The organism is Stenotrophomonas sp. 2YAF22 (assembly GCF_052114665.1).
GTDB classification, from domain to species: domain Bacteria; phylum Pseudomonadota; class Gammaproteobacteria; order Xanthomonadales; family Xanthomonadaceae; genus Stenotrophomonas; species Stenotrophomonas indicatrix.
Map to the genome: position 1 here is coordinate 1 of NZ_JBFRFE010000009.1, position 21,209 is coordinate 21,209.

At 67.2% G+C, this 21,209-nt stretch carries 21 protein-coding genes; 9 read left to right on the forward strand and 12 right to left on the reverse strand.

Going from position 1 to position 21,209, the window contains the following annotated elements; translation table 11 throughout:
• Nucleotides 1-191: 191 nt before the first annotated feature.
• Nucleotides 192-566: a classical arabinogalactan protein 4 gene (locus AB4Y84_RS00825; RefSeq protein WP_442244741.1), complete on the reverse strand. Its 375-nt coding sequence runs from the start codon at nucleotides 564-566 to the stop codon at nucleotides 192-194.
• Nucleotides 567-703: 137 nt separating this feature from the next.
• On the opposite strand from AB4Y84_RS00825, the gene msrB reads away from it, so the two are divergent.
• The 5 genes from msrB (at nucleotide 704) to AB4Y84_RS00850 (ending at nucleotide 3,986) form a co-directional block, all read left to right on the forward strand.
• Nucleotides 704-1,171, forward strand: coding sequence for a peptide-methionine (R)-S-oxide reductase MsrB (gene msrB / locus AB4Y84_RS00830; protein ID WP_442244740.1), 468 nt, complete (start codon nucleotides 704-706; stop codon nucleotides 1,169-1,171).
• 100 nt (nucleotides 1,172-1,271) lie between these two features.
• Nucleotides 1,272-2,126: a flagellar motor stator protein MotA gene (gene motA, locus AB4Y84_RS00835; protein ID WP_012509934.1), complete on the forward strand. Its 855-nt coding sequence runs from the start codon at nucleotides 1,272-1,274 to the stop codon at nucleotides 2,124-2,126.
• Between the two features lie 3 nt (nucleotides 2,127-2,129).
• Nucleotides 2,130-3,068, forward strand: coding sequence for a flagellar motor protein MotB (gene motB / locus AB4Y84_RS00840; RefSeq protein WP_442244739.1), 939 nt, complete (start codon nucleotides 2,130-2,132; stop codon nucleotides 3,066-3,068).
• A gap of 119 nt (nucleotides 3,069-3,187) precedes the next feature.
• Nucleotides 3,188-3,697 carry a hypothetical protein gene (locus tag AB4Y84_RS00845; RefSeq protein WP_442249664.1) on the forward strand — a complete coding sequence of 170 codons (510 nt, stop codon included), beginning with the start codon at nucleotides 3,188-3,190 and terminating at the stop codon, nucleotides 3,695-3,697.
• A gap of 13 nt (nucleotides 3,698-3,710) precedes the next feature.
• Complete coding sequence (locus AB4Y84_RS00850; protein ID WP_223494123.1) at nucleotides 3,711-3,986, forward strand: DUF4031 domain-containing protein; 276 nt, start codon at nucleotides 3,711-3,713, stop codon at nucleotides 3,984-3,986.
• A gap of 136 nt (nucleotides 3,987-4,122) precedes the next feature.
• Here AB4Y84_RS00850 and AB4Y84_RS00855 read toward each other — a convergent pair whose 3' ends face one another.
• Complete coding sequence (locus tag AB4Y84_RS00855) at nucleotides 4,123-4,665, reverse strand: DUF6630 family protein (RefSeq protein ID WP_025878402.1); 543 nt, start codon at nucleotides 4,663-4,665, stop codon at nucleotides 4,123-4,125.
• A gap of 90 nt (nucleotides 4,666-4,755) precedes the next feature.
• On the opposite strand from AB4Y84_RS00855, the gene AB4Y84_RS00860 reads away from it, so the two are divergent.
• Nucleotides 4,756-5,004, forward strand: a complete 249-nt coding sequence (locus AB4Y84_RS00860; RefSeq protein ID WP_025878401.1) for a DUF3297 family protein — start codon at nucleotides 4,756-4,758, stop codon at nucleotides 5,002-5,004.
• Between the two features lie 81 nt (nucleotides 5,005-5,085).
• On the opposite strand, the gene AB4Y84_RS00865 is transcribed toward AB4Y84_RS00860, so the two are convergent.
• From AB4Y84_RS00865 to AB4Y84_RS00880, 4 genes are all read right to left on the reverse strand, one after another.
• Complete coding sequence (locus AB4Y84_RS00865; protein WP_025878400.1) at nucleotides 5,086-6,729, reverse strand: Na+/H+ antiporter; 1,644 nt, start codon at nucleotides 6,727-6,729, stop codon at nucleotides 5,086-5,088.
• Nucleotides 6,730-6,839: 110 nt separating this feature from the next.
• The gene (locus AB4Y84_RS00870) at nucleotides 6,840-6,971 is read right to left on the reverse strand and encodes a hypothetical protein (protein ID WP_267873931.1); all 132 of its coding nucleotides are present in this window, start codon (nucleotides 6,969-6,971) and stop codon (nucleotides 6,840-6,842) included.
• Complete coding sequence (locus AB4Y84_RS00875; protein ID WP_442249665.1) at nucleotides 6,968-7,777, reverse strand: dioxygenase family protein; 810 nt, start codon at nucleotides 7,775-7,777, stop codon at nucleotides 6,968-6,970. Before AB4Y84_RS00875 ends, AB4Y84_RS00870 begins: the two co-directional genes overlap by 4 nt.
• A gap of 43 nt (nucleotides 7,778-7,820) precedes the next feature.
• Nucleotides 7,821-8,231 (reverse strand): DoxX family protein, encoded by a 411-nt coding sequence (locus AB4Y84_RS00880; RefSeq protein WP_442244737.1) that lies wholly within the window; start codon nucleotides 8,229-8,231, stop codon nucleotides 7,821-7,823.
• Between the two features lie 94 nt (nucleotides 8,232-8,325).
• Between AB4Y84_RS00880 and AB4Y84_RS00885 the strand changes: the two genes are divergently transcribed.
• On the forward strand, nucleotides 8,326-9,207 hold the full coding sequence (locus AB4Y84_RS00885) for a LysR family transcriptional regulator (RefSeq protein WP_442249666.1): 882 nt from the start codon (nucleotides 8,326-8,328) through the stop codon (nucleotides 9,205-9,207).
• 94 nt (nucleotides 9,208-9,301) lie between these two features.
• Here AB4Y84_RS00885 and AB4Y84_RS00890 read toward each other — a convergent pair whose 3' ends face one another.
• The gene (locus AB4Y84_RS00890; RefSeq protein WP_442244736.1) at nucleotides 9,302-12,364 is read right to left on the reverse strand and encodes a bifunctional diguanylate cyclase/phosphodiesterase; all 3,063 of its coding nucleotides are present in this window, start codon (nucleotides 12,362-12,364) and stop codon (nucleotides 9,302-9,304) included.
• Between the two features lie 174 nt (nucleotides 12,365-12,538).
• Here AB4Y84_RS00890 and AB4Y84_RS00895 point away from each other — a divergent pair, with 174 nt between their 5' ends.
• Nucleotides 12,539-14,650: a M13 family metallopeptidase gene (locus AB4Y84_RS00895; RefSeq protein WP_442249667.1), complete on the forward strand. Its 2,112-nt coding sequence runs from the start codon at nucleotides 12,539-12,541 to the stop codon at nucleotides 14,648-14,650.
• 134 nt (nucleotides 14,651-14,784) lie between these two features.
• On the opposite strand, the gene AB4Y84_RS00900 is transcribed toward AB4Y84_RS00895, so the two are convergent.
• Nucleotides 14,785-15,714: an oxygenase MpaB family protein gene (locus tag AB4Y84_RS00900; protein WP_025878394.1), complete on the reverse strand. Its 930-nt coding sequence runs from the start codon at nucleotides 15,712-15,714 to the stop codon at nucleotides 14,785-14,787.
• A gap of 310 nt (nucleotides 15,715-16,024) precedes the next feature.
• Between AB4Y84_RS00900 and AB4Y84_RS00905 the strand changes: the two genes are divergently transcribed.
• Nucleotides 16,025-16,639 (forward strand): hypothetical protein, encoded by a 615-nt coding sequence (locus AB4Y84_RS00905; protein ID WP_033832034.1) that lies wholly within the window; start codon nucleotides 16,025-16,027, stop codon nucleotides 16,637-16,639.
• A 39-nt stretch (nucleotides 16,640-16,678) separates the two neighbouring features.
• Here the strand turns inward: AB4Y84_RS00905 and AB4Y84_RS00910 are convergent, their stop codons facing one another.
• The 4 genes from AB4Y84_RS00910 to AB4Y84_RS00925 form a co-directional block, all read right to left on the reverse strand.
• Nucleotides 16,679-17,023 carry a hypothetical protein gene (locus tag AB4Y84_RS00910; RefSeq protein ID WP_312108141.1) on the reverse strand — a complete coding sequence of 115 codons (345 nt, stop codon included), beginning with the start codon at nucleotides 17,021-17,023 and terminating at the stop codon, nucleotides 16,679-16,681.
• Between the two features lie 32 nt (nucleotides 17,024-17,055).
• The gene (locus AB4Y84_RS00915) at nucleotides 17,056-17,826 is read right to left on the reverse strand and encodes a LytR/AlgR family response regulator transcription factor (protein WP_033830239.1); all 771 of its coding nucleotides are present in this window, start codon (nucleotides 17,824-17,826) and stop codon (nucleotides 17,056-17,058) included.
• A complete protein-coding gene (locus tag AB4Y84_RS00920; RefSeq protein WP_032977067.1) occupies nucleotides 17,816-19,075 on the reverse strand; it encodes a sensor histidine kinase in 1,260 nt (419 codons plus the stop codon). Before AB4Y84_RS00920 ends, AB4Y84_RS00915 begins: the two co-directional genes overlap by 11 nt.
• Nucleotides 19,076-19,322: 247 nt before the next feature.
• The gene (locus tag AB4Y84_RS00925; protein ID WP_442244735.1) at nucleotides 19,323-20,972 is read right to left on the reverse strand and encodes a M28 family metallopeptidase; all 1,650 of its coding nucleotides are present in this window, start codon (nucleotides 20,970-20,972) and stop codon (nucleotides 19,323-19,325) included.
• Between the last annotated feature and the right edge of the window lie 237 nt (nucleotides 20,973-21,209).

The following is a 21,209-nucleotide window of genomic DNA, read 5'->3' on the forward strand; positions in this document are numbered from 1 at the left end:
GTGCAGGGGGCGCTGCAAGTACGTCCCTGTAAGCTCGGTCGCCGCATCCATGCGGCTCACGCCCCTGCRCAGCCCACCCGCCCGGCCTCTGACAGGTTCATGCGGGCGCCAGCCACGGAAAAAGAAAAAAAAGAGCAACAGCGGGTCGCTGCGCTCTCTTTGGGTTAGGCGATCGGTTGCGGGCGCTGGGGTCAGCGCTTGATCTGCTGGCCGTCGCCGGTCGGTACGCTGTCGTAGTAGCGGCCGGTGCGCGAGTCGAACACGCGGTTGGGGCCGACCGGTTTGACGCCGGGAACGATGCGGCCGTTGCGGTCGTAGACCTTGTCCGGCAGCGCCGGCGCGGGCGTGGGGGTCACTTGGGCCGGGCCGGTCGAGCGGATCGGCTGGGCCGGCTGCGGCGAGGGCAGCACCTGCGGCTGCGGGCGCGACGCCTGCGGTGGCGGGGCCACAGGCGGCGGCGCCACCGTCGAGCTGCTGCGGGTGGTGGTCGGATTGCCGGTGGGCACCTGCGCCTGGGCGAGCAGAGGCAGCAGGGCCGTCAACAGCAGGACAAGGCGGGGTTTCATGGCGCGCTCCAGGGTGGTCCACATTCACCCTGCGCCTGCCCCTGTGTGCCGGCCATGAACGGCCATCACACTTGCAAGCGYGTGCCGACACCCCCACGTCTGCGGCATCCCAGGCCACAACCCCACGGAGAGCCGGCATGAGCGCTTTCGATCTGACGCCCCCCACCGCCACGCAGACCGAAGCCCTGGTCGCCGGGCTCAGCGCCGAGGAGCGCCGCGTGCTGCTGCAGCACGGCACCGAGGCGCCCTTCTGCGGGGTGTTCCTCGACAACAAGCGTGAGGGCGTCTACTGCTGCCGGCTGTGCGCGCTGCCGCTGTTCCGCTCCAGCACCAAATTCGATTCGGGCACCGGCTGGCCCAGTTTCTTCGCCCCGTTCGACCCGTCGCACGTGCGCGAGATCCGCGACAGCAGCCATGGCATGGTCCGCACCGAGATCACCTGCGCCCGCTGTGGCAGCCATCTGGGCCACGTGTTCCCGGACGGTCCGCCGCCCACCTACGAGCGCCACTGCCTGAACTCGGTCTCACTTTCATTCACCGGCAACGGCGAGCCGTGGCCCGATCCGCTGCAGCGTGGCGGCGCGGAGGCCGGCGTGGCGGGCTGACACCGCCGCAATGCCCCGCTGACCGACTTCACAGAATTCCCTCTTCAGAAACACCGGTGTCAGGCCGACAAGGAGATATCCCCCCTCCTTGCGTCGCGCCATGCTCATCATCGTTGGATTCCTGGTCGTCATCATCAGCGTGCTGGGCGGCTACCTCGGCGCACACGGCCGCCTTGGGGCGCTGTGGCAGCCCTACGAACTGGTCATCATCGGCGGTGCCGCGCTGGGTGCATTCCTGGTCGGCACCCCGGCCAAGACGGTCAAGCAGACGCTGCAGGCCATGGTCGGCGTGTTCAAGGGCCCGCGCTACAAGCAGCAGGACTACATCGATGTCCTCAGCCTGGTCTACGAACTGCTCAACAAGGCCCGCCGTGAAGGCTTCATGGCACTGGAAGACCACGTCGAGCGCCCGGCCGAAAGCGCGCTGTTCGGCAACTACCCGAAGGTGCAGGCCGACCACCACCTGATCGACTTCATCACCGACTGCCTGCGCCTGATGATCGGCAGCAACATCGAGCCGCATGAGCTGGAGCCGCTGCTGGAGCTGGAGCTGGAAAAGCACCACGCCGAAGCGATGGCGCCGTCACAGGTGCTGACCAAGGTTGCCGACGGCCTGCCCGGTTTCGGCATCGTGGCGGCAGTGCTGGGCATCGTCATCACCATGGGCTCGATCGGTGGCGACATCGTCGAAGTGGGTGGCCATGTGGCCGGCGCGCTGGTCGGCACCTTCCTCGGCATCCTGCTGGGCTATGGCTTCGTCGGCCCGATGGCCTCGGCGATGGAAGCCCGTGCCGAGCAGGACAGCCGCATCTACGAGTCGGTGAAGACCGCCCTGCTGGCCTGCCTGCGCGGCTACAACCCGAAGATCGCGCTGGAGTTCGCCCGCAAGACGCTGCCGTCGAACGTGCGCCCGGCGTTCTCCGACTTCGAGCAGCACCTGAAGACGGTCAAGTAAGCCATGGCCGAGACCAAGCCCACCGTCATCGTCCGCCGGGTCAAGAAGGCCGGCCACGCCGCCCACCATGGCGGTTCGTGGAAGGTGGCCTATGCCGACTTCGTGACCGCGATGATGGCCTTTTTCCTGGTGCTGTGGCTGATGGCCAGCACCAGCAAGCCCGAGCGCGCAGCCATTTCCGAGTACTTCCGCAACCCCAGCCCGCTGGTCGGCTCCAGCGCGACGCCGGCGCCAGGCATGGCCGGGCCGGGCGGTGCCAGCACCTCGATGATCAAGCTCGGCGGCGCCACCGATGTTTCGCGCGGCAACAGCAACGATCCCTTCCAGAACCAGCAGAAGTCGATACCGCAGCCGGTGGACGAGCAGCAGCGCGACAAGCAGCAGCTGGAAGCGCTGATGAAGGAACTGCAGGAAGCGATCAGCCGCAGCCAGGCGCTGGAACCGTTCAAGGACCAGCTGCTGCTGGACCTGACCCCGGAAGGCCTGCGCATCCAGATCGTGGACAAGCAGAACCGGCCGATGTTCGACCTCGGCAGCGCCACCCTGAAGCCGTACACCCAGCAGATCCTGCACGAGCTGGCCGAGTACCTGAACCACGTGCCGAACCGGATCAGCCTGACCGGCCACACCGACATCACCGCCTATTCGGCCGCACGCGGTTACGGCAACTGGGAACTGAGCGCCGACCGCGCCAATGCCGCGCGCCGCGCGCTGATCGATGGCGGCCTGGAAGACAGCAAGATCACCCGCGTGGTCGGCCTGTCTTCGTCGGTGCTGTTTGACAAGGCCGATCCGCAGAACCCGATCAACCGCCGCATCAGCATCGTGGTGATGACCAAGGCTGCCGAGGAAGCTGCGCTGGCCGGCGCTGGGCCGCACGTGGGCCTGTCGGCGACCACCGTGGACCCGGACGTGCAGGCCGCGCAGGGGCCAGCAAAGTAATAGGTGGGTGTGGACCTGGGTCCGCACATCCGGGAAAAGCGTGCGGACCAAGGTCCGCACCCACCAATGGTCATGCCGCTTACAATGGCGGTCTTTCCGATTTCAGGTGATCCCACCCCATGTCCCAGTCCTCCAAGGCCAAGCGCGACAAGCGCAAGAAGCAGCAGGCCAAGCGCCCGTTCCTCCGTCTGAACGCCCAGCAGCAGGTGCAGAACCATGCCGTGCTGGTGAACGAGGACGGCCAGGCCGTGGCCGCCATCGGCCTGCAGGGCCGTGAGTGGCTGCTGGCCATCGGCKGCCAGACCATGGGCAACGCCGACAACCCGGTGCCGATGCTGGCCATGCTGAAGCACCTGTCCAACGTGCAGGAAGCCGAAGGCCGCAAGGTCACCCTGGAATATTCCGAGCTGATGCAGAAGCTGCTCGACACCCTGGCCGAAGAAGCGGGCCAGACCGGCGAGGAGTACCTGGACAAGCTGGTGGCCGAGTTCGCCAGCGAGCAGGCTGAAGACGCAGCAGCCGAAGGCGAAGCTGCCGATGAAGCGGCTGCGGACACTGCCGGCGCCGAAGGCGCTGCCGACGCGGAGGCCGCTACGGCCGCCGACGCCGACGGCAAGCCGCAGGCCTGATCCGGCTGCGGCGGTGTCGGTCTACGTCGATGACGCGGTGCATCCCTGGCGCGGTCAGCGCTGGGCGCACCTGATGGCCGATACCCTGGCCGAGCTGCACGCGATGGCGGCGCAGCTCGGCATTCCTCCACGGGCCTTCCAGAACAAGGCCAGCGGGGCGCATTACGATGTCACCGCCGAGCTGCGTGCGCAGGCACTCGCGCTGGGCGCGGTAGCCATTTCCCGGCACGCGGATCGCGCACAGGTGAAAGCGGTGATCGCCAACGCCAGGGCGCAGTACCGGCCGTAGGCGCGCCCAAGGAACACGAGGGCGCGATTGGCATGAACGCATCGCAATGCGCGCGGAACCTGCCGCGACACATTGGACACGATTCATCCAGCACGGCGAGAAGCAGCCGGGCATGGCCCGGCGCTACCGGTGACTCTCAGAACGGGTCGCTGCCCAGCCGCACTTCCACGTTCAGCAGCGAGCACAGCGCCAGCAAGGCGTCGTCATCGCGGGTCAGCGCCATCCAGCCACTGAAGCCGTCGTTGCCGGCATCCACGCTCCACAGCGTGTAGTTGTGCTCGCGCAGGCGGTCGAAGGCGGTGCTCATCAGCTGCACGCCGTCCAGGTCCGCGGCGAAATCCTCGTCGTCCAGGTCGCCACCCCAGTCCAGCTGCAGGTTGAAGCGCGCCGACAGCTCGTTCACCGCCGACTGCAGCGAATCGAAATCATCACGTTCGACCTCGAAGCCCGACTGCCAGGCGATGGCCGTGAACAGCGCCGGCAGCCAGTCGCTGTCGGCTTCCAGCGGCTGGCCGTCCTCGGACAGATGCTCGCGCCAGCGGTTGAACTGCTGCAGGGCCAGCTCTTCGTCACCGGGGTTGATCAGCACGAGCAGGTTCCAGACCCGCGCCTCGAAGTCGTCCTCGTCGAAATCGTGGGCGTCTTCCTCGAAGTCGAAATAGTCGCTGTTGTCAGGCATGGCGGAACGTCCTCGGGAGCAGGGGGGCATTCTACGGTTTATCCTGTACCGCTGAAGCCGGCCGTGGTGGCCGTCACTGTGAATGAAGCGATGAGCGATACCCCTCCCGACCACCTGGCGATCAACCCGGCCAGCCCCTTCCACGATGCGCAGGCCCTGGAGCGCGGCGTCGGCGTGCGCTTCAACGATGTCGAGCGCGACAACGTCGAGGAATACTCGGTCAGCGAAGGCTGGATCCGCGTGCAGGCCGGCAAGGCTCGTGACCGTCGCGGCAACCCGATGACCATCAAGGTCAAGGGCAAGGTCGAGGCGTATTTCCTGGAACAGAAGCCGGAGTAACCGGCCGTCCCGGGGCGGGGTCAGATCCCTTTCCTGCGGAAAGGGATCTGACCCCGATCGGCAGCCCGGTCGGCATACCGTTCACTCGCGCTTGCGCGATTCCAGCAGGTCGAGGTTGCGGATCAGCCGCCGTGCGATCTCGTCCGACACCACGCCGCGGCGGGTCAGCCGGAACAGTTCCTCGCGTTCGGCATTCAGCCCGGCGCTGCGCAGCTGGCGATAGCCCATCTCCATCCGGTTCACCTTCTCCGGGTCCACGTCCGGGTTGTCGCGGTCCAGATGCCGCTGATACAGCAGGCTCACCCGCGATGCGGCGTCGTTGTACAGCTGCACGTTCTCGGTGTTCTGGTTCAGCACCAGCTGCTGGCGCATGCGCTCCACGCCCGCCAACGCGGCCTTCGAGGACAGCTTGCGGGCGAGATCCTCTTCCTTGCGCTCACCCGAATCGGCCGGCAGCTGCAGGCCCTTCAACAGCTGCGGCAGCGCCACGCTGGCGCCGACCAGCGAGCACAGGATCACCGCAGCAGCCAGGAAGATCACCAGGTCGCGTGCCGGGAACGGGCTGCCATCGGGCAGGAACAATGGCAGCGTCAACACGCCGGCCAGGGTGATCGCACCACGCACACCCGCCACCGAGGTGGCCACCACGATGCGCCAGTTCGGTGCCTCGCCACGCTCAAGGCCGCGGCGTCGCGCGCGCAGCAGGTTCCAGCGCAGCGACAGCCACACCCACAGCAGGCGCARCGCAATCAGCGTCGCGTTGATCACCAGCACGTAAACCAACAGCCACCACGCGCTCTGGTGGCCGCTCTCGTTCATGGTGGTGGTGGCGCGTTCGACAATGCCCGGCAACTGCTCGCCCAGCAGCACGAACATGATGCCGTTGAAGCTGAACTGCAGCATGTTCCAGACGCCGGCACGCTGCACGCGCATGCTGCCGGAGACACGGCCGGTCATTTCCACGTAGCTCATGGAAATACCCGCTGCGACCGCAGCGAGAATGCCCGACGCGTTGATTTCTTCTGCCAGCAGGTACGCCGCGAACGGGATCAGCAGGTTGACCAGCATCGCCGCGCCCGGCTCTTCGCCGAAACGGCGCCACAGCCAGCGCTGGAACGTGGACACGCCGAGGGTGACCGCCACGCCGACGGCCAGGCCGGCCACCGCTACCCACACGAAGGTCAGCGAGGCGGTCGCCAACGAGAAGGTACCGGTCATCACCGCCGCCACCGCGAAGCGGAAGCAGACCAGGCCGGAGGCATCGTTGAGCAGTGACTCGCCTTCCAGGATGTGCATCAGGCGCTTGGGAATCGGTGCCTTGGCAGCGATCGCGCCGACCGCCACCGGATCGGTCGGTGACACGATCGCGGCCAGCGCGAAACACACCGCCAGTGGCATCACCGGAATCATCCAGTGGATCAGCAGGCCCGCGCCGATCACGGTGAACACCACCAGCCCGAACGCCAGTTCGAGGATCGCGCCCTTGTCGCGGAACAGGCCCTGCTTGGGAATGCGCCAGCCATCAAGGAACAGCAGCGGCGGCAGGAACAGCAGGAAGAACACTTCCGGTTCCAGTGCATGACCGCGGTTGAATACCCCGGCGATCACCGCGCCGAGGCCGATCTGCACCAGCGGCAGCGGCAACGAGAATGGCAGGACGCGAACCAGGTAACCGCTGGCGACAACGGCCACCAGCATCGCCAGGACGACTTCGATGGTGTGCATGCTTCTTCCACAGGAGCGGCGCGTGGGGCCGGAAAAACCGGAGTGCGCCGGGGGACGGGAAAAAACTTAACACAGCAGGCCGCCACTGCGCCCAGCGATCTGAATGCGCGTCAGGACCGCGACAGCAAGCGCCGCCCGATCCAGGCCGGCGTGCTGGCCACGTCGTCATGCACCACTGCCAACCGGCCCTGCACGTGTCCTGATGCAGGGCGTTCCAGCCCTGGCAGCAGCGGTGGGGTCACGCCGCATCCTGAGCGCGCTCGGCGCCATCGAAGCGGTACAGGTCCATCGCCAGGAAGCCGGCATCGATACCGGCATCGATGCGCTTGGCACCGAAGCCACCCTCCCCCGCCGCACCCATCGCAAAGTACAGCGGCAGCAGATGCTCATCGGTGGGATGCGCACGCTCGGCAAACGGTGCCTGTCGGCGGTAGTCGAACAGGGCATCGCGGTCATTGGCAGCCAGCCGCTGCTCCACCCAGTCGATGAAGGGGCGCACGTAGGGCGCTTGCTTGCCGTCCTGATAATGGCCCCAGTCGTGCAGGTTGTGGGTGATGCTGCCCGAACCGATCAGCAGCACGCCCTGTTCGCGCAGCGGCGCCAGCGCACGGCCCAGCGCGAACTGATGCTGCGGGCCCAGCATCGGCTGGATCGACAGCGGCACCACCGGGATATCGGCCTGCGGGTGCAGCAGGCGCAGCGGTACCCACGCGCCATGGTCGAGGCCACGTTGCGGATCGAGTGCCACCGGCAGGCCGGCGGCGGCGATGCGGCCCGCTACCTCTTCAGCCAACGCCGGATCACCGGGCGCCGGGTACTGCAGCGCGAACAGTTCGCGTGGGAAGCCGCCGAAATCGTGGAGGGTGGGCGGCTGCGGATGGTTGCCGACCAGCGGCTGCCGGGCCAGCCAATGCGCCGAGGCGATGACGATCGCACGCGGCGTTGGCAGGTCGCGGGCCAGCTCGGCCAGCCGCACGCCGACCTGGCCCGGATGCAGGGCGGTCATCGGCGAGYCGTGGGAGATGTACAGCGAAGGCAGACGGGACATGATCTTCTCCAATGACAGGAACAGGCAGCAGGCCGGGTGACGGTCAGCGCGAACGCAGGGTCCAGCGGCCATCGCCAAGCAGGAACAGCACGACCAGGGCCAGCGCCCAGAACGCCGGGTATTCCCAGCCACCGCCCGCGTTGGCGAAGCTGAAACCGTTGGCGCCATGCACGGTCACGATGGTGCCCAGCAGCAACGGCACACCGAGCAGACCGATCCAGCGCGCGTAGATGCCAAGCAGCAGCGCTGCGGAAATCGTCAGTTCAACGGCAATGGTGAGGTAGCCGAGGACGCCGGGCAGGCCCAGCGACTCGAAGAAGGCAGCAGTACCTGCCGGGGTGAACACCAGCAACTTGGTCAGCGCATGGACCAGGAACAACACGCCCAGGGCCAGCCGCAGCAGGGTCGCGGCATACGGGGCGAGCGGAGACATGGGGGCGGCGGTAGCGTTCATGGGATACCTCGGTAGGGACAGGGCACAGGTTATTGCGCCCTCCATTGCCGATAAATACGATGGATCGACCGTATTTATTTCAGAAGGCGCAACAATGGACACCCTGGATGCCATGCGCGTGTTCGTCGCGGTGGTCGAACGCAACGGCTTCAGCRCCGCCGCACAGGCGCTGGACATGTCCACGGCCGGTGTCACCCGCCAGGTCGCCGCGCTGGAAAAGCGCCTGTCCACCCGCCTGCTCCACCGCACCACCCGCCGGGTCAGCCCGACCAGCGCCGGCGCCGCCTACTACGCGCAGTGCGTGCGCCTGCTGGCCGAGTTCGATGCGCTTGAGGCCAGCATCGGCGCACAGGCGCTGGAGCCGTCCGGCACGCTGCGCATCAACGCACCGGTCAGCTGGGGCATCGCCCGCCTCGGCCCTTTGCTGGCCGGCTACCGCGAGCGCTTCCCGCAGGTCGAGCTGGACCTGGCGCTGTCCGACCGCCTGGTGGACATGGTCGAAGAAGGCTACGACGTGGCCATCCGCATCACCCGCGAACCGGGCCCGAGCCTGATCGCGCGGCGCCTGGGCCAATCGCGGATCAGCCTGTGTGCCGCACCGGCCTACCTGGCCGCACACGGAACACCGCAGGCACCAGAGGATCTGCAGACCCACGCCTGCCTCGGCTACAGCTACTGGGCCGCCGGCGACCACTGGCCACTGCAGGGACCGGGTGGCGAAGTGAAGGTTGCAGTGACCACCCTGCTGCGCGCCAACAATGGCGACGTCCTGCGCGAAGCCGCGATTGCCGGCATGGGCGTGATCCTGCAGCCGGACTTCCTGTTGCACGAGGCGCTGGCCGATGGCCGCCTGGTGCGCATCCTGCCCGGATGGGAAGCTGAGCCGATCGGCATCTTCGCCGTCTACACCAGCCGCAGCCATCTCGCACCGAAGGTGCGCAGCTTCATCGACTACCTGGTGGAAACCGGGGTGTAGGGGATTCGCGCGACTTCCGGTAGTGCCGGCCGCTGGCCGGCATCCGCATGACATCGATTGCCCTCGGCTGCCAGCCAGCGGCCGGCACTACCGGTCAAACGACAACCTCATCCAGCTGCGCGATGATCTTTTCCAGCGGTGCCGGCCGCCCCAGCAGGTAGCCCTGCACCTGGTCGCAGCCATGCGCGGCCAGCCAGTCCAGCTGCCCCGGCGTCTCCACGCCCTCGGCGATGATCGTCAGCCCCATGCTGTGGCCCAGCGACAGCAGTGCCCGGCAGATCGACGCGTTGCGGGGATTGGTTTCCACGTCGGCCACAAAACTGCGATCGATCTTCAGGACGTCCAGCGGCAGGTGCTGCAGGTAGGACATGCTCGAGTAGCCGGTACCGAAATCGTCCAGCGACACGCGGATGCCCTGCTCGTGCAGGCGCTGCATGGTCTGCATCGCCTGTGCCGGCTTGCGCATCAGGCTGCTCTCGGTCAGTTCCACGTGCAGTGCACCACGGGCCAGGCCGAAATCCTGCTGCGCGCGGGCAAACTCGGCCACCAGATCGCTGTTGAAGAACTGCACCGCCGACACGTTGACCGCGATCGACAGCTCGCCCCACCCCGCTTCGACCAGACGCCGCTGCGCCTGTGCCGCTGCGCGGATCACCCAGCGTCCCAACGCCAGGATCAGGCCGGTGTCCTCGCACAACTGGATGAACTCGCTGGGCGGGATGAAGCTGCCATCGGCCTGCGGCCAGCGCAGCAGCGCCTCCAGCGACGCCGGGCTGCCATCGCTGGCGTGCCGGATCGGCTGGAAGTACAGCTGGAATTCGTTGTCGATCGCCGCGTGGATGCGCCCGGCCAGGCGCAGGCGGTCGGCCAGGCGGATGGTCACCGCCGCATCGAACCAGGCCACGACGTTGCCTTCGGCGCGGGCCGCGTGTGCTGCCTGTGCGGCCATGCCGATCGCCTGTTCCGCACTGTGGCCTGCATCGGCGTCACGTACCGCCACACCAATGCGGGGTTCGAACTGGTGCAGCGAATCCTGGCCGCGCATCGGTGCCGAGACGATCTGCAGCAGATCGTCCAGCACGCGCTGGGTATTGTGTTCCGGCGCGATGGCCAGCACGAAATCCTCCGCCGGCTGGAACGCCAGCAGGCCGAAGCGCGCGCCCAGCCCGCCCAGGCGCGAGGCCATCGACTGCAGTACCGCGTCGCCGATCTCACGACCCAGCGTATCGGCCACCAGCTGCAGACCGCGCAGCTGCACATAGGCGATGGTGTAGGCGCCAGCCTGCTCGTCCAGCTGTTCGCTCAGTGCGCGCACGTTGAGCAGGCCGGTGGCCGGGTTGTGCCGTGCGTGATAGGCCAGGTCGCGCTCGTAGGCCAGGCGCTCGCTGACATCCTCGGCCAGCACCAGGCACGCGGGCTGGCCATCGAAATCCAGCTGCGACAGGTGCACGCGCACTTCGAACACACTGCCATCCTTGCGCTGGTGCAGGCGCACCGCAGCGTCCTGCAGTTCACCACTGCGCACCTGCGCGATCGCGCCCTTGACCTCGTCCCAGCCCTCGCGTGGGCGGATGTCGAGGATACTCATCGCCAGGAATTCGTCGCGGCTGTAGCCGTACTGCTGCACGGCCGCCTCGTTGACCTCGATGAAGCGCAAGGTGTCCGGATCGAACACCCAGAACGGCGCGGGGTTGCGATCGAACAGCAGGCGGAAGCGGCGTTCCACCTGGCGCATCTGTTCGCGTGCCTGGTAGCGCTCGCTGAGGTCGGTCAGTGCGCCGATCATGCGCCGCTGCCGATCGACCACCGCTACCCGCTGGCCACGCGCGGCAACCCAGCGCACGGCACCGCCGGGCAGCACCAGACGGAATTCTTCGTCGAGTACAGCGTTGCCGGCGAAGGCCTGATCGAAGGCCTGCTGCATGCGTGCGCTGTCATCGTGGTGCACGCGGGCGAAGAATTCGGCCACCGGCAGCGCATCGGTCTGCACACCGAAGATCTCGCGCGCCAGCGGTGACCAGCGCAGCAGCGCAGCGTCTTCGTCGACATACCAGGTGCATACGCGGCCCACCTGATGGGCCAGGCGCAGCTCGGCGTGGCCGGTGCGCAGCTCTTCGGCCATCGACTGCTGCCGGTGCGTGCTGCGGCGCACCGCGTACAGCAGCACCAGCAGCAGCACCACGTAGGCCAGCATGATGGCGATCGCCGCCTGCAGATACGGCCACCACGGCTTCAGCACACCTTCGTTTGCCAGGCCGACCTGCACCGCCAGTGGACTGCGCTCAAGGGTGCTGATGGTGGAGATGCGCGGTATCTGGTCCACCGCTCCGGGAATGCTGCCCAGCTCGACCACTGCCTGCCGGCCCAGCAGCGTGCGTGCCGGCAGCGTGTAACGGCGGCCGACGGTGCCGTGCGGATCGGGGACACGGGCCAGCATGTAGCCATCGGCGTCGCTGATCGAGGCCAGGCCACTGGGCCCCACATCCAGACCACCCACGATCCGCTGCAGTTCGCCGCAGCGCAGCCGTGCCAGCAGCCAGCGATCGCCAGCCATCGGCAGCGCCAGCGGCACCACCCAGCCACCATCGCTGGCACGCTGCGGCGGCCCGATGTACAGCGCACTTCCCTGCCCCCGTCGCTGCGGATCGGTCCACAGTGGCAGCTGCAGGTCGCCCTTGCCGGCGGTCAGGGCGCGGCCATAAGTATCGAGCACGACGATGCTGTGCAGTTCAGCGTGCCGGCGCAGCACGCCGGCTATGGCGGCGTCCAGCAGCCCAGGCGCCTGCGCAGGCACCGTGCGGAACAGCTCGGCCGCATCGGCGGCGATGCCGGCCATCGCCCGTTCCAGGTTGCGCAGCTCCAGTGCCAGCAGGCGCTCGCTGCCTATCGCCAGCGCCCGGCTCTGCCGCTGCGCGGCTTCCAGCCGGCGCTGGTAATCGTTGGCCAGCATCGCGGCCAGGCCTGCCGCCAGCAGCACGCCCAGCACCACGCCGCCCCAGGTAATGGCACGCAACGGCCGGGCCAGCGCGTGTCTCAGCGCCGGCATCGGTCGGTCTTCCCTGTGCAGTCGGCTGGCTTCATGCGCGAACGATTCCTCCACATCCCCGACCTCAACGGCCGGCGGACGCCATTCTTGACGCCTCGACCCGTCCTGCATGCGCCCTCCCCCGGGTGCTGCAGACATCCAGCCCGCAGCATGCACCACGCCGGTGACCGCGTGAAGATCGCTGCGGCGTGTTCAGCCAGATCACGCACAGTGCTGGCCCTGTCGAGCACGTCCAGCCGGCCCGCAGCGGATTAGACTTGGAGTTTTCCGCCGCAAGAGAAGTCCATGTCCAAGCTGCGCCGCCCCACCCTGGCACTGGCCATCGTTGCCAGCCTGTCCCTGGCCGCCTGCGACCGCCCGGCCGATCCGGCCGCCGGCACCGCCGCACCGGCCGAGGCGACACCCGCTGCCGCCAAGCCGATGCTGGGCAGCTTTGGTTTCGATGCCAGTGGCATGGACCGCAGCATCGCCGCCGGTGACGACTTCTTCGGTTTCGCCAACGGCAGCTGGGTGAAGAACACCGAGATTCCGGCCGACCGCTCGCGCTTCGGCAGCTTCAACGTGATTGCCGAGAAGACCCAGGCCGACACCCGCGCGATCCTGGAAGGCGCTGCCGGCAACGCCCAGGCCAGCGGCGAAGACAAGCTGATCGGCGACTACTACGCCGCCTACATGGACGAGGCCGGCATCGAGCAGCGCGGCCTGGCACCGGTGCAGCCGCAGCTGAAGAACATCGATGCGATCGCCGACAAGGCCGGCCTGGCCCGCGCCCTCGGCGGCGACGTGCGCGCCGACGTCGACCTGCTCAATGCCACCAACTTCTACACCGACCGCCTGTTCGGCCTGTGGGTGTCGGTGGACCTGCTGCAGCCGGACCGTACCGCGCCGTACCTGGTGCAGGGCGGCCTGGGCATGCCGGACCGCGATTTCTACCTGGGCGGTGGCCGCATGGCCGACCTGCGCAAGCAGTACCAGGCCTACATCGCGCAGGTGCTGCAGCTGGCCGGCGTGGCCGACCCGGCCGGCAAGGCGCAGCGCATCCTCGCCCTGGAAACGAAGATCGCCCAGGCGCATGCCACGCAGGAAGAAACCAATGACGTGACCAAGGGCGCCAACCCCTGGACCCAGGCCGACTTCAACGCCAAGGCCCCGGGCATGGACTGGGCCGCGTTCCTGGACGCCTCAAAGCTTGGCCAGCAGCAGGACTTCATCGTGTGGCAGCCCAAGGCCGTGGCCGGCCTGTCCAAGCTGGTGGCCACCGAGCCGCTGGATGCCTGGAAGGACTACATGACCTTCCACGCGCTGGACCGCGCCGCTGCCTACCTGCCGAAGAAGTTCGCCGATGCGCGCTTCGCCTTCCACGGCACCGCGCTGAGCGGTACGCCGCAGCAGAGCGACCGCTGGAAGCGTGCCGTGGATGACGCCAACCATGCCGTCGGCGAGGCCATCGGCAAGCGTTACGTCGAAAAGCACTTCGATGCCAAGACCAAGGAACGTGCCGACGAGATGGCGAAGAACATCATCGCCGCCTTCGCCAAGCGCATCGATGCACTGGCCTGGATGTCACCGCAGACCAAGGCCAGCGCCAAGGCCAAGGTGGCCGGCCTCACCGTGGGCATGGGCTATCCGGACAAGTGGCGCGACTACACCGGCCTGGACATCCGTCGTGATGATCCGCTGGGCAATGCGCAGCGCGCCGAGCTGTTCGAGTACCAGCGCAACATCGCCAAGCTGGGCAAGCCGGTCGACCACAGCGAGTGGGCGATGCTGCCGCAGACCATCAATGCGATGAACGTGCCGCTGGAAAACCGTCTGGTGTTCCCGGCGGCGATCCTGCAGCCGCCGTTCTTTGACGGTGCCGCCGACGACGCGGTGAACTACGGTGCGATCGGCGCGGTGATCGGCCACGAGATCAGCCACGGCTTCGACAACGCGGGCGCGTTGTTTGACGACACCGGCAAACTGCACAACTGGTGGACGGCCGAAGACCTCAAGCAGTTCAACGCAGCGGGCGATGCGCTGGCCGCACAGTTCAGCAGCTACGAGCCGTTCGCCGGCGTGCACGTCAACGGCAAGCTGACGCTGGGCGAGAACATCGCCGATGTCGCCGGCCTGGGTACCGCCTACGATGCCTACCAGCTGTCGCTGCAGGGCAAGCCGGGCCAGACCCTGGAAGGTTTCACCCCGGACCAGCGCTTCTTCCTCGGCTTCGCCCAGGCCTGGCGCAGCAAGAGCCGCGAGCAGGCGCTGCGCAATTCGCTGCTGACCGACGTGCATGCACCGGGCCAGTTCCGCGCGTTGACGGTGCGCAACATCRACGCCTGGTACCCGGCGTTTGAAGTGAAGGAAGGCCAGAAGCTGTACCTGGCCCCGGACAAGCGGGTCAAGGTGTGGTGATGTAACGCAGACGGGCGCCGAAAGGCGCCCGTTTTATTTCCATGGGTAGACGCCAACCTTGGTTGGCGTTCTTCCGGCATCCACGCATCGCATGGATGGGCACCGCGGCAAGGCGCGCCGACCAAGGTCGGCGCCTACCGGGGCAATGCCGGCCACTCGCGCAACGATTCCACCGGCACGCCCACGCGGGCGCAGGCGCGGCTCGCCAGGCCGTCGGGCAGCGCGCGGCGGAACAGCGGCGCCATGCCCTGCATCAGCTTCGCCGAAGCTGCGGCCTGCGCACGCTGGCGCGTGCTGCGCTCGAGCATGCCCTCGGCCCAGTCCGGCAACAGCGCGGCACCGGCACCGAGGAATATCTCGCGCGACAGGCCGGGCACCGGTACAGGCAGCCGCACGCCGGACAGCACCTGCAACACTTCGCGTGAGCGTTCGTCCACCACCAGCTCCGGCTGCCGCGCGCAGAAATACGCATCCACTTCCGCTGCACTGCGTGGTACGTCCACCGCGCCAAGCGCTTCGGCCACGCAGCGGTACTCGTCGTAATAGCGGTCGGCGATCGCGGCAGGCACCTCGCGCCCGTAGCGACGATAGCCCTGCAGGAAGCCGTAGGCCTCGGTCACGTGCACCCACGTCAGCAGGTGCGGATCATCGGCGGCATACGGCTCGCCCTGCGCGGTATGCCCGCGGATCTGTGCGTGGATGCGCCGCACCTTGGCCACCAGCGCTTCCACCTCGCGCGCCGGCGCGTAGCTGGTGCCGGCCACGAAGGCAGTGGTGCGGCGCAGGCGGCCGACCAGGTCCTGGCGGAAATTGGAATGATCGTAGACACCGGCCAGCGCGCGCGGATGCAGCGTCTGCAGCATCAGGGCACACAGACCGCCGGCCAGCATCGAGGGCAGCTCAGCGTGCATCCGCCAGGTCACGCTGTCCGGCCCGAACCAGCCTGGATCGCCCAGTGGATGGTCGTAGTCGATGCCGCTCTGGCCACGCGGAAACGCATCCAGGACCCAGCGCCGGATCGGCGCGGTGACGGGGCGGGAAAGACGGTGCAGCAACGGCGGCATCATGGGTCCAGATCGGCGGAGGGGCGGACCGCGTCCTGCGCGGTCCACCCCGATTCTGGTCGATCACGACCGGCACAGCGAGCCCACCCGCTCAGCGTCGGTTTCATGTGCGTGCGCAGCACGTTTCACCCTGCGACATCTTGTCGCAGGCCACGCGAGCAATGTTGCGTCGCACCAATATTCACCTGTTCAGACAGAACCCTTGTGCCGCGTGGCCTTGAGGCCATTGCACCGCTCGCTGGAAGTGCTAGAACTGAACCCGCCACACCGTCCACTGCAGATCGCCGCACGTTCCACCAAGGAGCCAGCCATGATTGCTTTGTTCAAGGGTTTGGGATTACTGCTTCGCGACAACGAGCTCTACAGCAGCCCGTTCGAAAAACAGGTCGCGCACTGGCGCACCCTCAGCGAACAGCAGATCCGCGATGAAGTGGCGGTGCTGGCCCAGGCCAAGTGCCAATGGCTGATCACTTCGATCGTCGGATGGCAGGCGGCTTCGCTGCTGATCCTCGGCCTGATCACCAATTACCTGTGGCGCGACGACTACCACATCACCTTCACCCGCGTGGTCGTGGTGTTCGGCTCATGGATCTCGATCCTGTTCGTGATCTGGTTCATGGCCAACATGTTCGACCGCACAGCGGGCTTCGAACGCTGGATGAAGGCCTTCAACAGCCGCGCCCGCATCACCTCCAAGGCCGACAGCGTCGAGCACGTGGCCGAAGCGCTGGACCTGGCTGAACACTATCCGGAAGTGCTGGACTACAAGCAGGCGGTCACCGCCAAGCGCGAGCTGCGCCACGAGGACATCCGCATCATGACCGAGATCGGGCGCATGAAGCAGCATTCCGAACTGGTGGGTCGCCTGAATCATGTCGGTGAAACCGAACACCATCACGACATGACGCTGCAGCCGGCTTACTGAGCCGAACGCAATCCGGGGGGAGCCACAATGCCACCGTGCTCAGTCACGGTGGCATTGTTCTTTCTGCACGTCGCTGACGCACTGGCGGAAGTCCTTGGGCAGGCCGCTGACCTGCTCGGTCTTGCCTGCGGCCACCGCGAACCGGCGCAGCGGCGGCGTCGCGCAAGCGGTGTCGGTGCTGCAGCCCGGCGCCAGCACCAGGTAATGGCATTGGCCACTGCTGCTGGCGATGCATTCGAAACGCGCCACGCCATCGACCACCGTGCTCTTGCTGTACAGCGTGTCCACGCCATTGGCATTGGTGCGGGTGATCGACGTGTTGCTGGACTTTTCGCAGCCGGCGATGGCCAACACGGCGACAACTACAAGCAGGATACGGCGCATGTTCGTTCCTCGGTCGATGGCAATGGCTGCGGCTACATGCCGCGGAACAGGCTCATGAACGGCTGGCTGACCACCAGGGTTTCGGCACGCTGGCGCAGGCGCAGCACGCCACGGCCGGTATCGTCGCGGCTGACGGCTGCCACCGCCTTCATGTTGACGATGGTGGAGCGATGTACCTGGCGGAAGTGCAGCGGATCGAGCACTTCCAGCAGTTCGCGCAGCGGTGTGCGCAACAGGCTTTCGCCGGCGGCAGTGACCACGGTGGTGTACTTGTTGTCAGCACGGAAATAGATCACATCGTCCAGCATGATCAGCTGCGTATCGCGGCCATTGCTGGCGGTGATCCAGGCCAGGGGCGGCCGGTCGTTGGCGGCCGGGCCTGCACCCAGGCGCTGCAGCAGGCGCTCCAGCACCGCATCGTCCTGGCGCGTGGATGGCAGCCGCGAAAGAATGCGATCGCGCGTGGCCAGCAGCCGTTCGTCACTGACCGGCTTGAGCAGGTAATCCATCGCGCCCTGCTCGAAGGCATCGATGGCGTACTGGTCGTAGGCGGTGACGAACACCACCTGCGTGCGCGGGCTCAGTTCGGCCAATGACCGCGCCACTTCGATGCCGCTGATGCCGGGCATGCGGATGTCGAGGAAGGCGATGTCCGGCTGCTTCTCGGCCAGCTGTTCCAGCGCACTGGCACCGTCCTCGCATTCGGCCACCAGCTTCAGCTCCGGCCACAGCCGCCCGAGCTGCTCGACCAGCGAATGCCGCAGCAGCTCCTCGTCTTCGGCAATCAGCGCTTCAAGCGGCATGGCTGGGCTCCTTGGCCGACTGCGGCAGGGTCATGGTAGCGGCTACACCACTGGGGAAATTGGCGACGATCGCCACTCCGGCCTGCTCGCCGCAGGTCAGCCGCAGGCGCTCGCGCAGGTTCTTCAGGCCGATGCCGGTGCCGCTGGTGCCCTGTCCGAAACCGAGCCCATCGTCGGCGACCGTCACGGTGACATGGTCATCGAAACCACGCGCGAGGATCCAGATCGTGCCGCCGCCGGGCTTGGGTTCCAGGCCGTGCTTGATCGCATTCTCGACCAGGGTCTGCAGCGCCATCGCCGGCATCTTCACTTCGTGCAGCTCGGTAGGCACCTGCACTTCCACCGCCAGCCGTGCGCCCATGCGGATGCGCAGGATTTCCAGATAGGCGCGGGTACGTTCCAGCTCCACGCCCAGCGTGGAAACCGATTCATCCACCTGCGGCAGCGAACTGCGCAGGTACTGGATCAGGTGGCCGAGCATCTGCTCGGCGCGCGCCGGGTCGGTGCGGGTCAGCACCTGTGCATTGGCCAGCGAGTTGTACAGGAAGTGCGGCTCGACCTGCGCGTGCAGCAGGTTCAAGCGCGCGACCGACAGTTCCTTTTCCACCTGGGTCTGTTCGGCAGCGGCCTGCTCGTCGCGGCGCTGGTCGGCCACGCGGCGGCTGATCGCTCGGGTCACCGCTTCGGCGTTCTCATAGTTGCTGCCTTCATCCAGTGCCAGCAGATCGGCCCACCAGCCGGCGTCCGGTTCGAACAGCAGGGTGACGGTGCTGGTGCCCTGCCCCGGCGTTACCGTGGCCAGCACGCTGTTGCGTTTGATCGCCAGCCGCGCCGGCAGGTTCCAGCGCGACGGTTGCCGGCCGTTCCACAGGTCGACGCGGCGCACATAGGCACGTACCTGCAGACTGCCGGCAGAACTCTCCACCTCTTCCACCCGCGGCAGTTCGCCGACGGCAGCCTCGACCACTGCGAAGGCCTGCCCGGCATCCATCGGCAGTTCGATCTGCCGGCGCTGGCGGCCCGACAAGGTGGCGCCATCGAGGCGGCCGGCCACCAGCCAGACCCGGCGCACGTGGGTGATCGCGCTGCCCAGCGCGGAAATCATCAGGAACATCACCAGCAGCCCGAATACCCAGCCCGGGCCGTCGTTCATGCCGCTGAAGATGCCACTCCAGACCATGCCGGCAACGAACAGCGCCGCGGCCCAGGCCAGCAGATGACGGATGATGAGGGAGAAGCTGGCGATCACGGCGGCGCCTTGGTGGAAGGGGTGAGCCGAGCATAGAGCGGCCCTTCGGGCAAACAAGCGATGTGCGACGAAGGCCGGGAAAGGGTGGATGGAACCGGTTCTGGTAGTGCCGGCCGCTGGCCGGCTCCCCATCGCTTCCGGAAGCATCACCGGGTTGCCGGCCAGCGGCCGGCACTACCAGGCATCACACGATTGCCGGCCAGCGGCCGGCAACCGGGGAGGCGCCGGGCGAACCCGGCGCATTCCCTTACTTGCGCTGGTCGGCGCTGGCGTCACGCACGGCGCGGAACGCCTCGTCCTTGCTCCAGTTCGGCCAGCTGCGCGAGTTGGCCAACTGGTTGCCCAGGGTGTACAGCACTCCCAGGTCGCGGGCGGCGCCTGCAAACACCCAGTCCGGCTGCCACTCGTCGCCCTGCTGGTGGTAACGCTTGGCGGTGTAGTCCTCGGACGCCTTCTTGCCCGCCGCGACGCCACCGTCCACCCAGTCCTGCCCGGCCGACCAGGACAGCGCGGGCACGCCACGCTTGGCGAACGGGAAGTGGTCGGAGCGGAAGAACAGGCCGGCCTCCGGCTTCGGGTCCGGCGTGTAGCGGATGTCCCAGCCCTTGGCCACGTCCTTCAACTGGTCCAGCAGCTCGAAGCGCGCCGCGCCGTAGATGCCGAAATCGCGCGACGGGCCGAACGGCGCCATGCCGTCCATGTTGATCATCGCCACGGTCTTTTCCAGCGGGTACAGCGGGTGCGTTGCGTAGTACTCCGAACCCAGCAGGCCCTTCTCCTCGGCGGTTACCGCCAGGAACACGACCGAACGCTGCGGACGCGGCGCCTTGGCGAAGCCGCGTGCCAGTTCGATCAGCGAGGCGGTGCCGCTGGCGTTGTCCAGCGCGCCGTTGAAGATGCGGTCGCCGCGTGCGTCGGGCTCGCCCACGCCGATGTGGTCCCAATGCGCGCTGTAGATGACGGTCTCGTCCGGATGCGTGCTGCCTTCCAGGCGCGCGGCCACGTTGTGCGAGGTAATCACTTCGGTCTTCACCGCGTACTTCGCATCCAGGCTGGCGCCGGTCAGCGGCACCGGGGTGAAGTCGCGCTGCTGCGCCTTCTTCTTCAGCGCCTCGAAATCCTGCCCGGCCGAGCGGAACAGTTCGACCGCCAGATCGCGCTGGATCCAGCCTTCCAGCAGCGGATGACTGTCAGCCGGATTGTCGCGCACCACGTCGAACATGGTGTTGGTGTTGGAGCCGGCCACCGTGGCCCAGCCATACGACGCCGGGGCGGTCTCATGCACGATCAGCACGCCGAGTGCGCCCTGGCGTGCGCCTTCTTCGTACTTGTACGGCCAACGGCCATACCAGGTCATGCCCTTGCCGTCGAAGTCGCCCTTGCCGGTTTCGAAGTCCGGGTCGTTGATCAGCACGACGGCGATCTTGCCCTTCAGGTCCACGCCCTTGAAGTCGTCCCAGTTGCGCTCTGCTGCCTTCACGCCATAGCCGAGGAACACCAACGGTGCCTTGCTGATGTCCACGCTGGTCGCACCGTTCATGGCTGCACGCACGGCGATCTGCTTGCCCTGCTCCAGCGCGATGGTCTTGCCGCCCTGCTGCAGCGACAGCTGCGGGGTGCCGACGATGTCGCCCTTGCGCAGCGGCACGGCCTGGGTCCAAAGGCGCTTGCCGTCCTTCAGGTCGCCGCCGGGCTGCAGGCCGGCGTCGGCGAACTGCTTGCTGAGGAAGGCGATGGTCTTCTGTTCGCCGGCGGTGGCCGGGGAGCGGCCTTCGTAGGCGTCGGAGGCCAGTTCCTTGACGTCGGCGGAGATCCGCGCGCCATCGAATTTCGGGGTGGCCGCCATCAGTGCGCTCGACACCGACAGGGCCAGCACGCCCAGTACTACTCGCTTCATTGCTCTCTCCAGCAGGGAAATCGTTCTGGAGTGTAAGGGGTAAGGGGTTCGGCAGGGCTGCGCCCTGCACCCGCCGAAACAACGGCAACGGCCGGAGCAACAACGGTATTCCGTGGGATGGCGGGGTGGGTCCGGTTGCGGGAGACGCCGTAAACCCATCCTTGGGGGCTTGGCCGCGGCATCCATGCCGCGGACACYCCCGCAACCGGACCCACCCCGCCTTCGACAGATTTCCGC

Coding starts and splice junctions, on each gene's coding strand:
- AB4Y84_RS00860 (WP_025878401.1), top strand. CDS start 4,756: ATGAGCGATACCCCTCCCGACCACCTGGCGATCAACCCGGCCAGCCCC.
- msrB (WP_442244740.1), top strand. CDS start 704: ATGAGCGCTTTCGATCTGACGCCCCCCACCGCCACGCAGACCGAAGCC.
- AB4Y84_RS00910 (WP_312108141.1), bottom strand. CDS start 17,023: ATGCGCCGTATCCTGCTTGTAGTTGTCGCCGTGTTGGCCATCGCCGGC.
- AB4Y84_RS00900 (WP_025878394.1), bottom strand. CDS start 15,714: ATGCCGCCGTTGCTGCACCGTCTTTCCCGCCCCGTCACCGCGCCGATC.
- AB4Y84_RS00905 (WP_033832034.1), top strand. CDS start 16,025: ATGATTGCTTTGTTCAAGGGTTTGGGATTACTGCTTCGCGACAACGAG.
- AB4Y84_RS00855 (WP_025878402.1), bottom strand. CDS start 4,665: ATGCCTGACAACAGCGACTATTTCGACTTCGAGGAAGACGCCCACGAT.
- AB4Y84_RS00915 (WP_033830239.1), bottom strand. CDS start 17,826: ATGCCGCTTGAAGCGCTGATTGCCGAAGACGAGGAGCTGCTGCGGCAT.
- AB4Y84_RS00890 (WP_442244736.1), bottom strand. CDS start 12,364: ATGCAGGACGGGTCGAGGCGTCAAGAATGGCGTCCGCCGGCCGTTGAG.
- motB (WP_442244739.1), top strand. CDS start 2,130: ATGGCCGAGACCAAGCCCACCGTCATCGTCCGCCGGGTCAAGAAGGCC.
- motA (WP_012509934.1), top strand. CDS start 1,272: ATGCTCATCATCGTTGGATTCCTGGTCGTCATCATCAGCGTGCTGGGC.
- AB4Y84_RS00880 (WP_442244737.1), bottom strand. CDS start 8,231: ATGAACGCTACCGCCGCCCCCATGTCTCCGCTCGCCCCGTATGCCGCG.
- AB4Y84_RS00925 (WP_442244735.1), bottom strand. CDS start 20,972: ATGAAGCGAGTAGTACTGGGCGTGCTGGCCCTGTCGGTGTCGAGCGCA.
- AB4Y84_RS00825 (WP_442244741.1), bottom strand. CDS start 566: ATGAAACCCCGCCTTGTCCTGCTGTTGACGGCCCTGCTGCCTCTGCTC.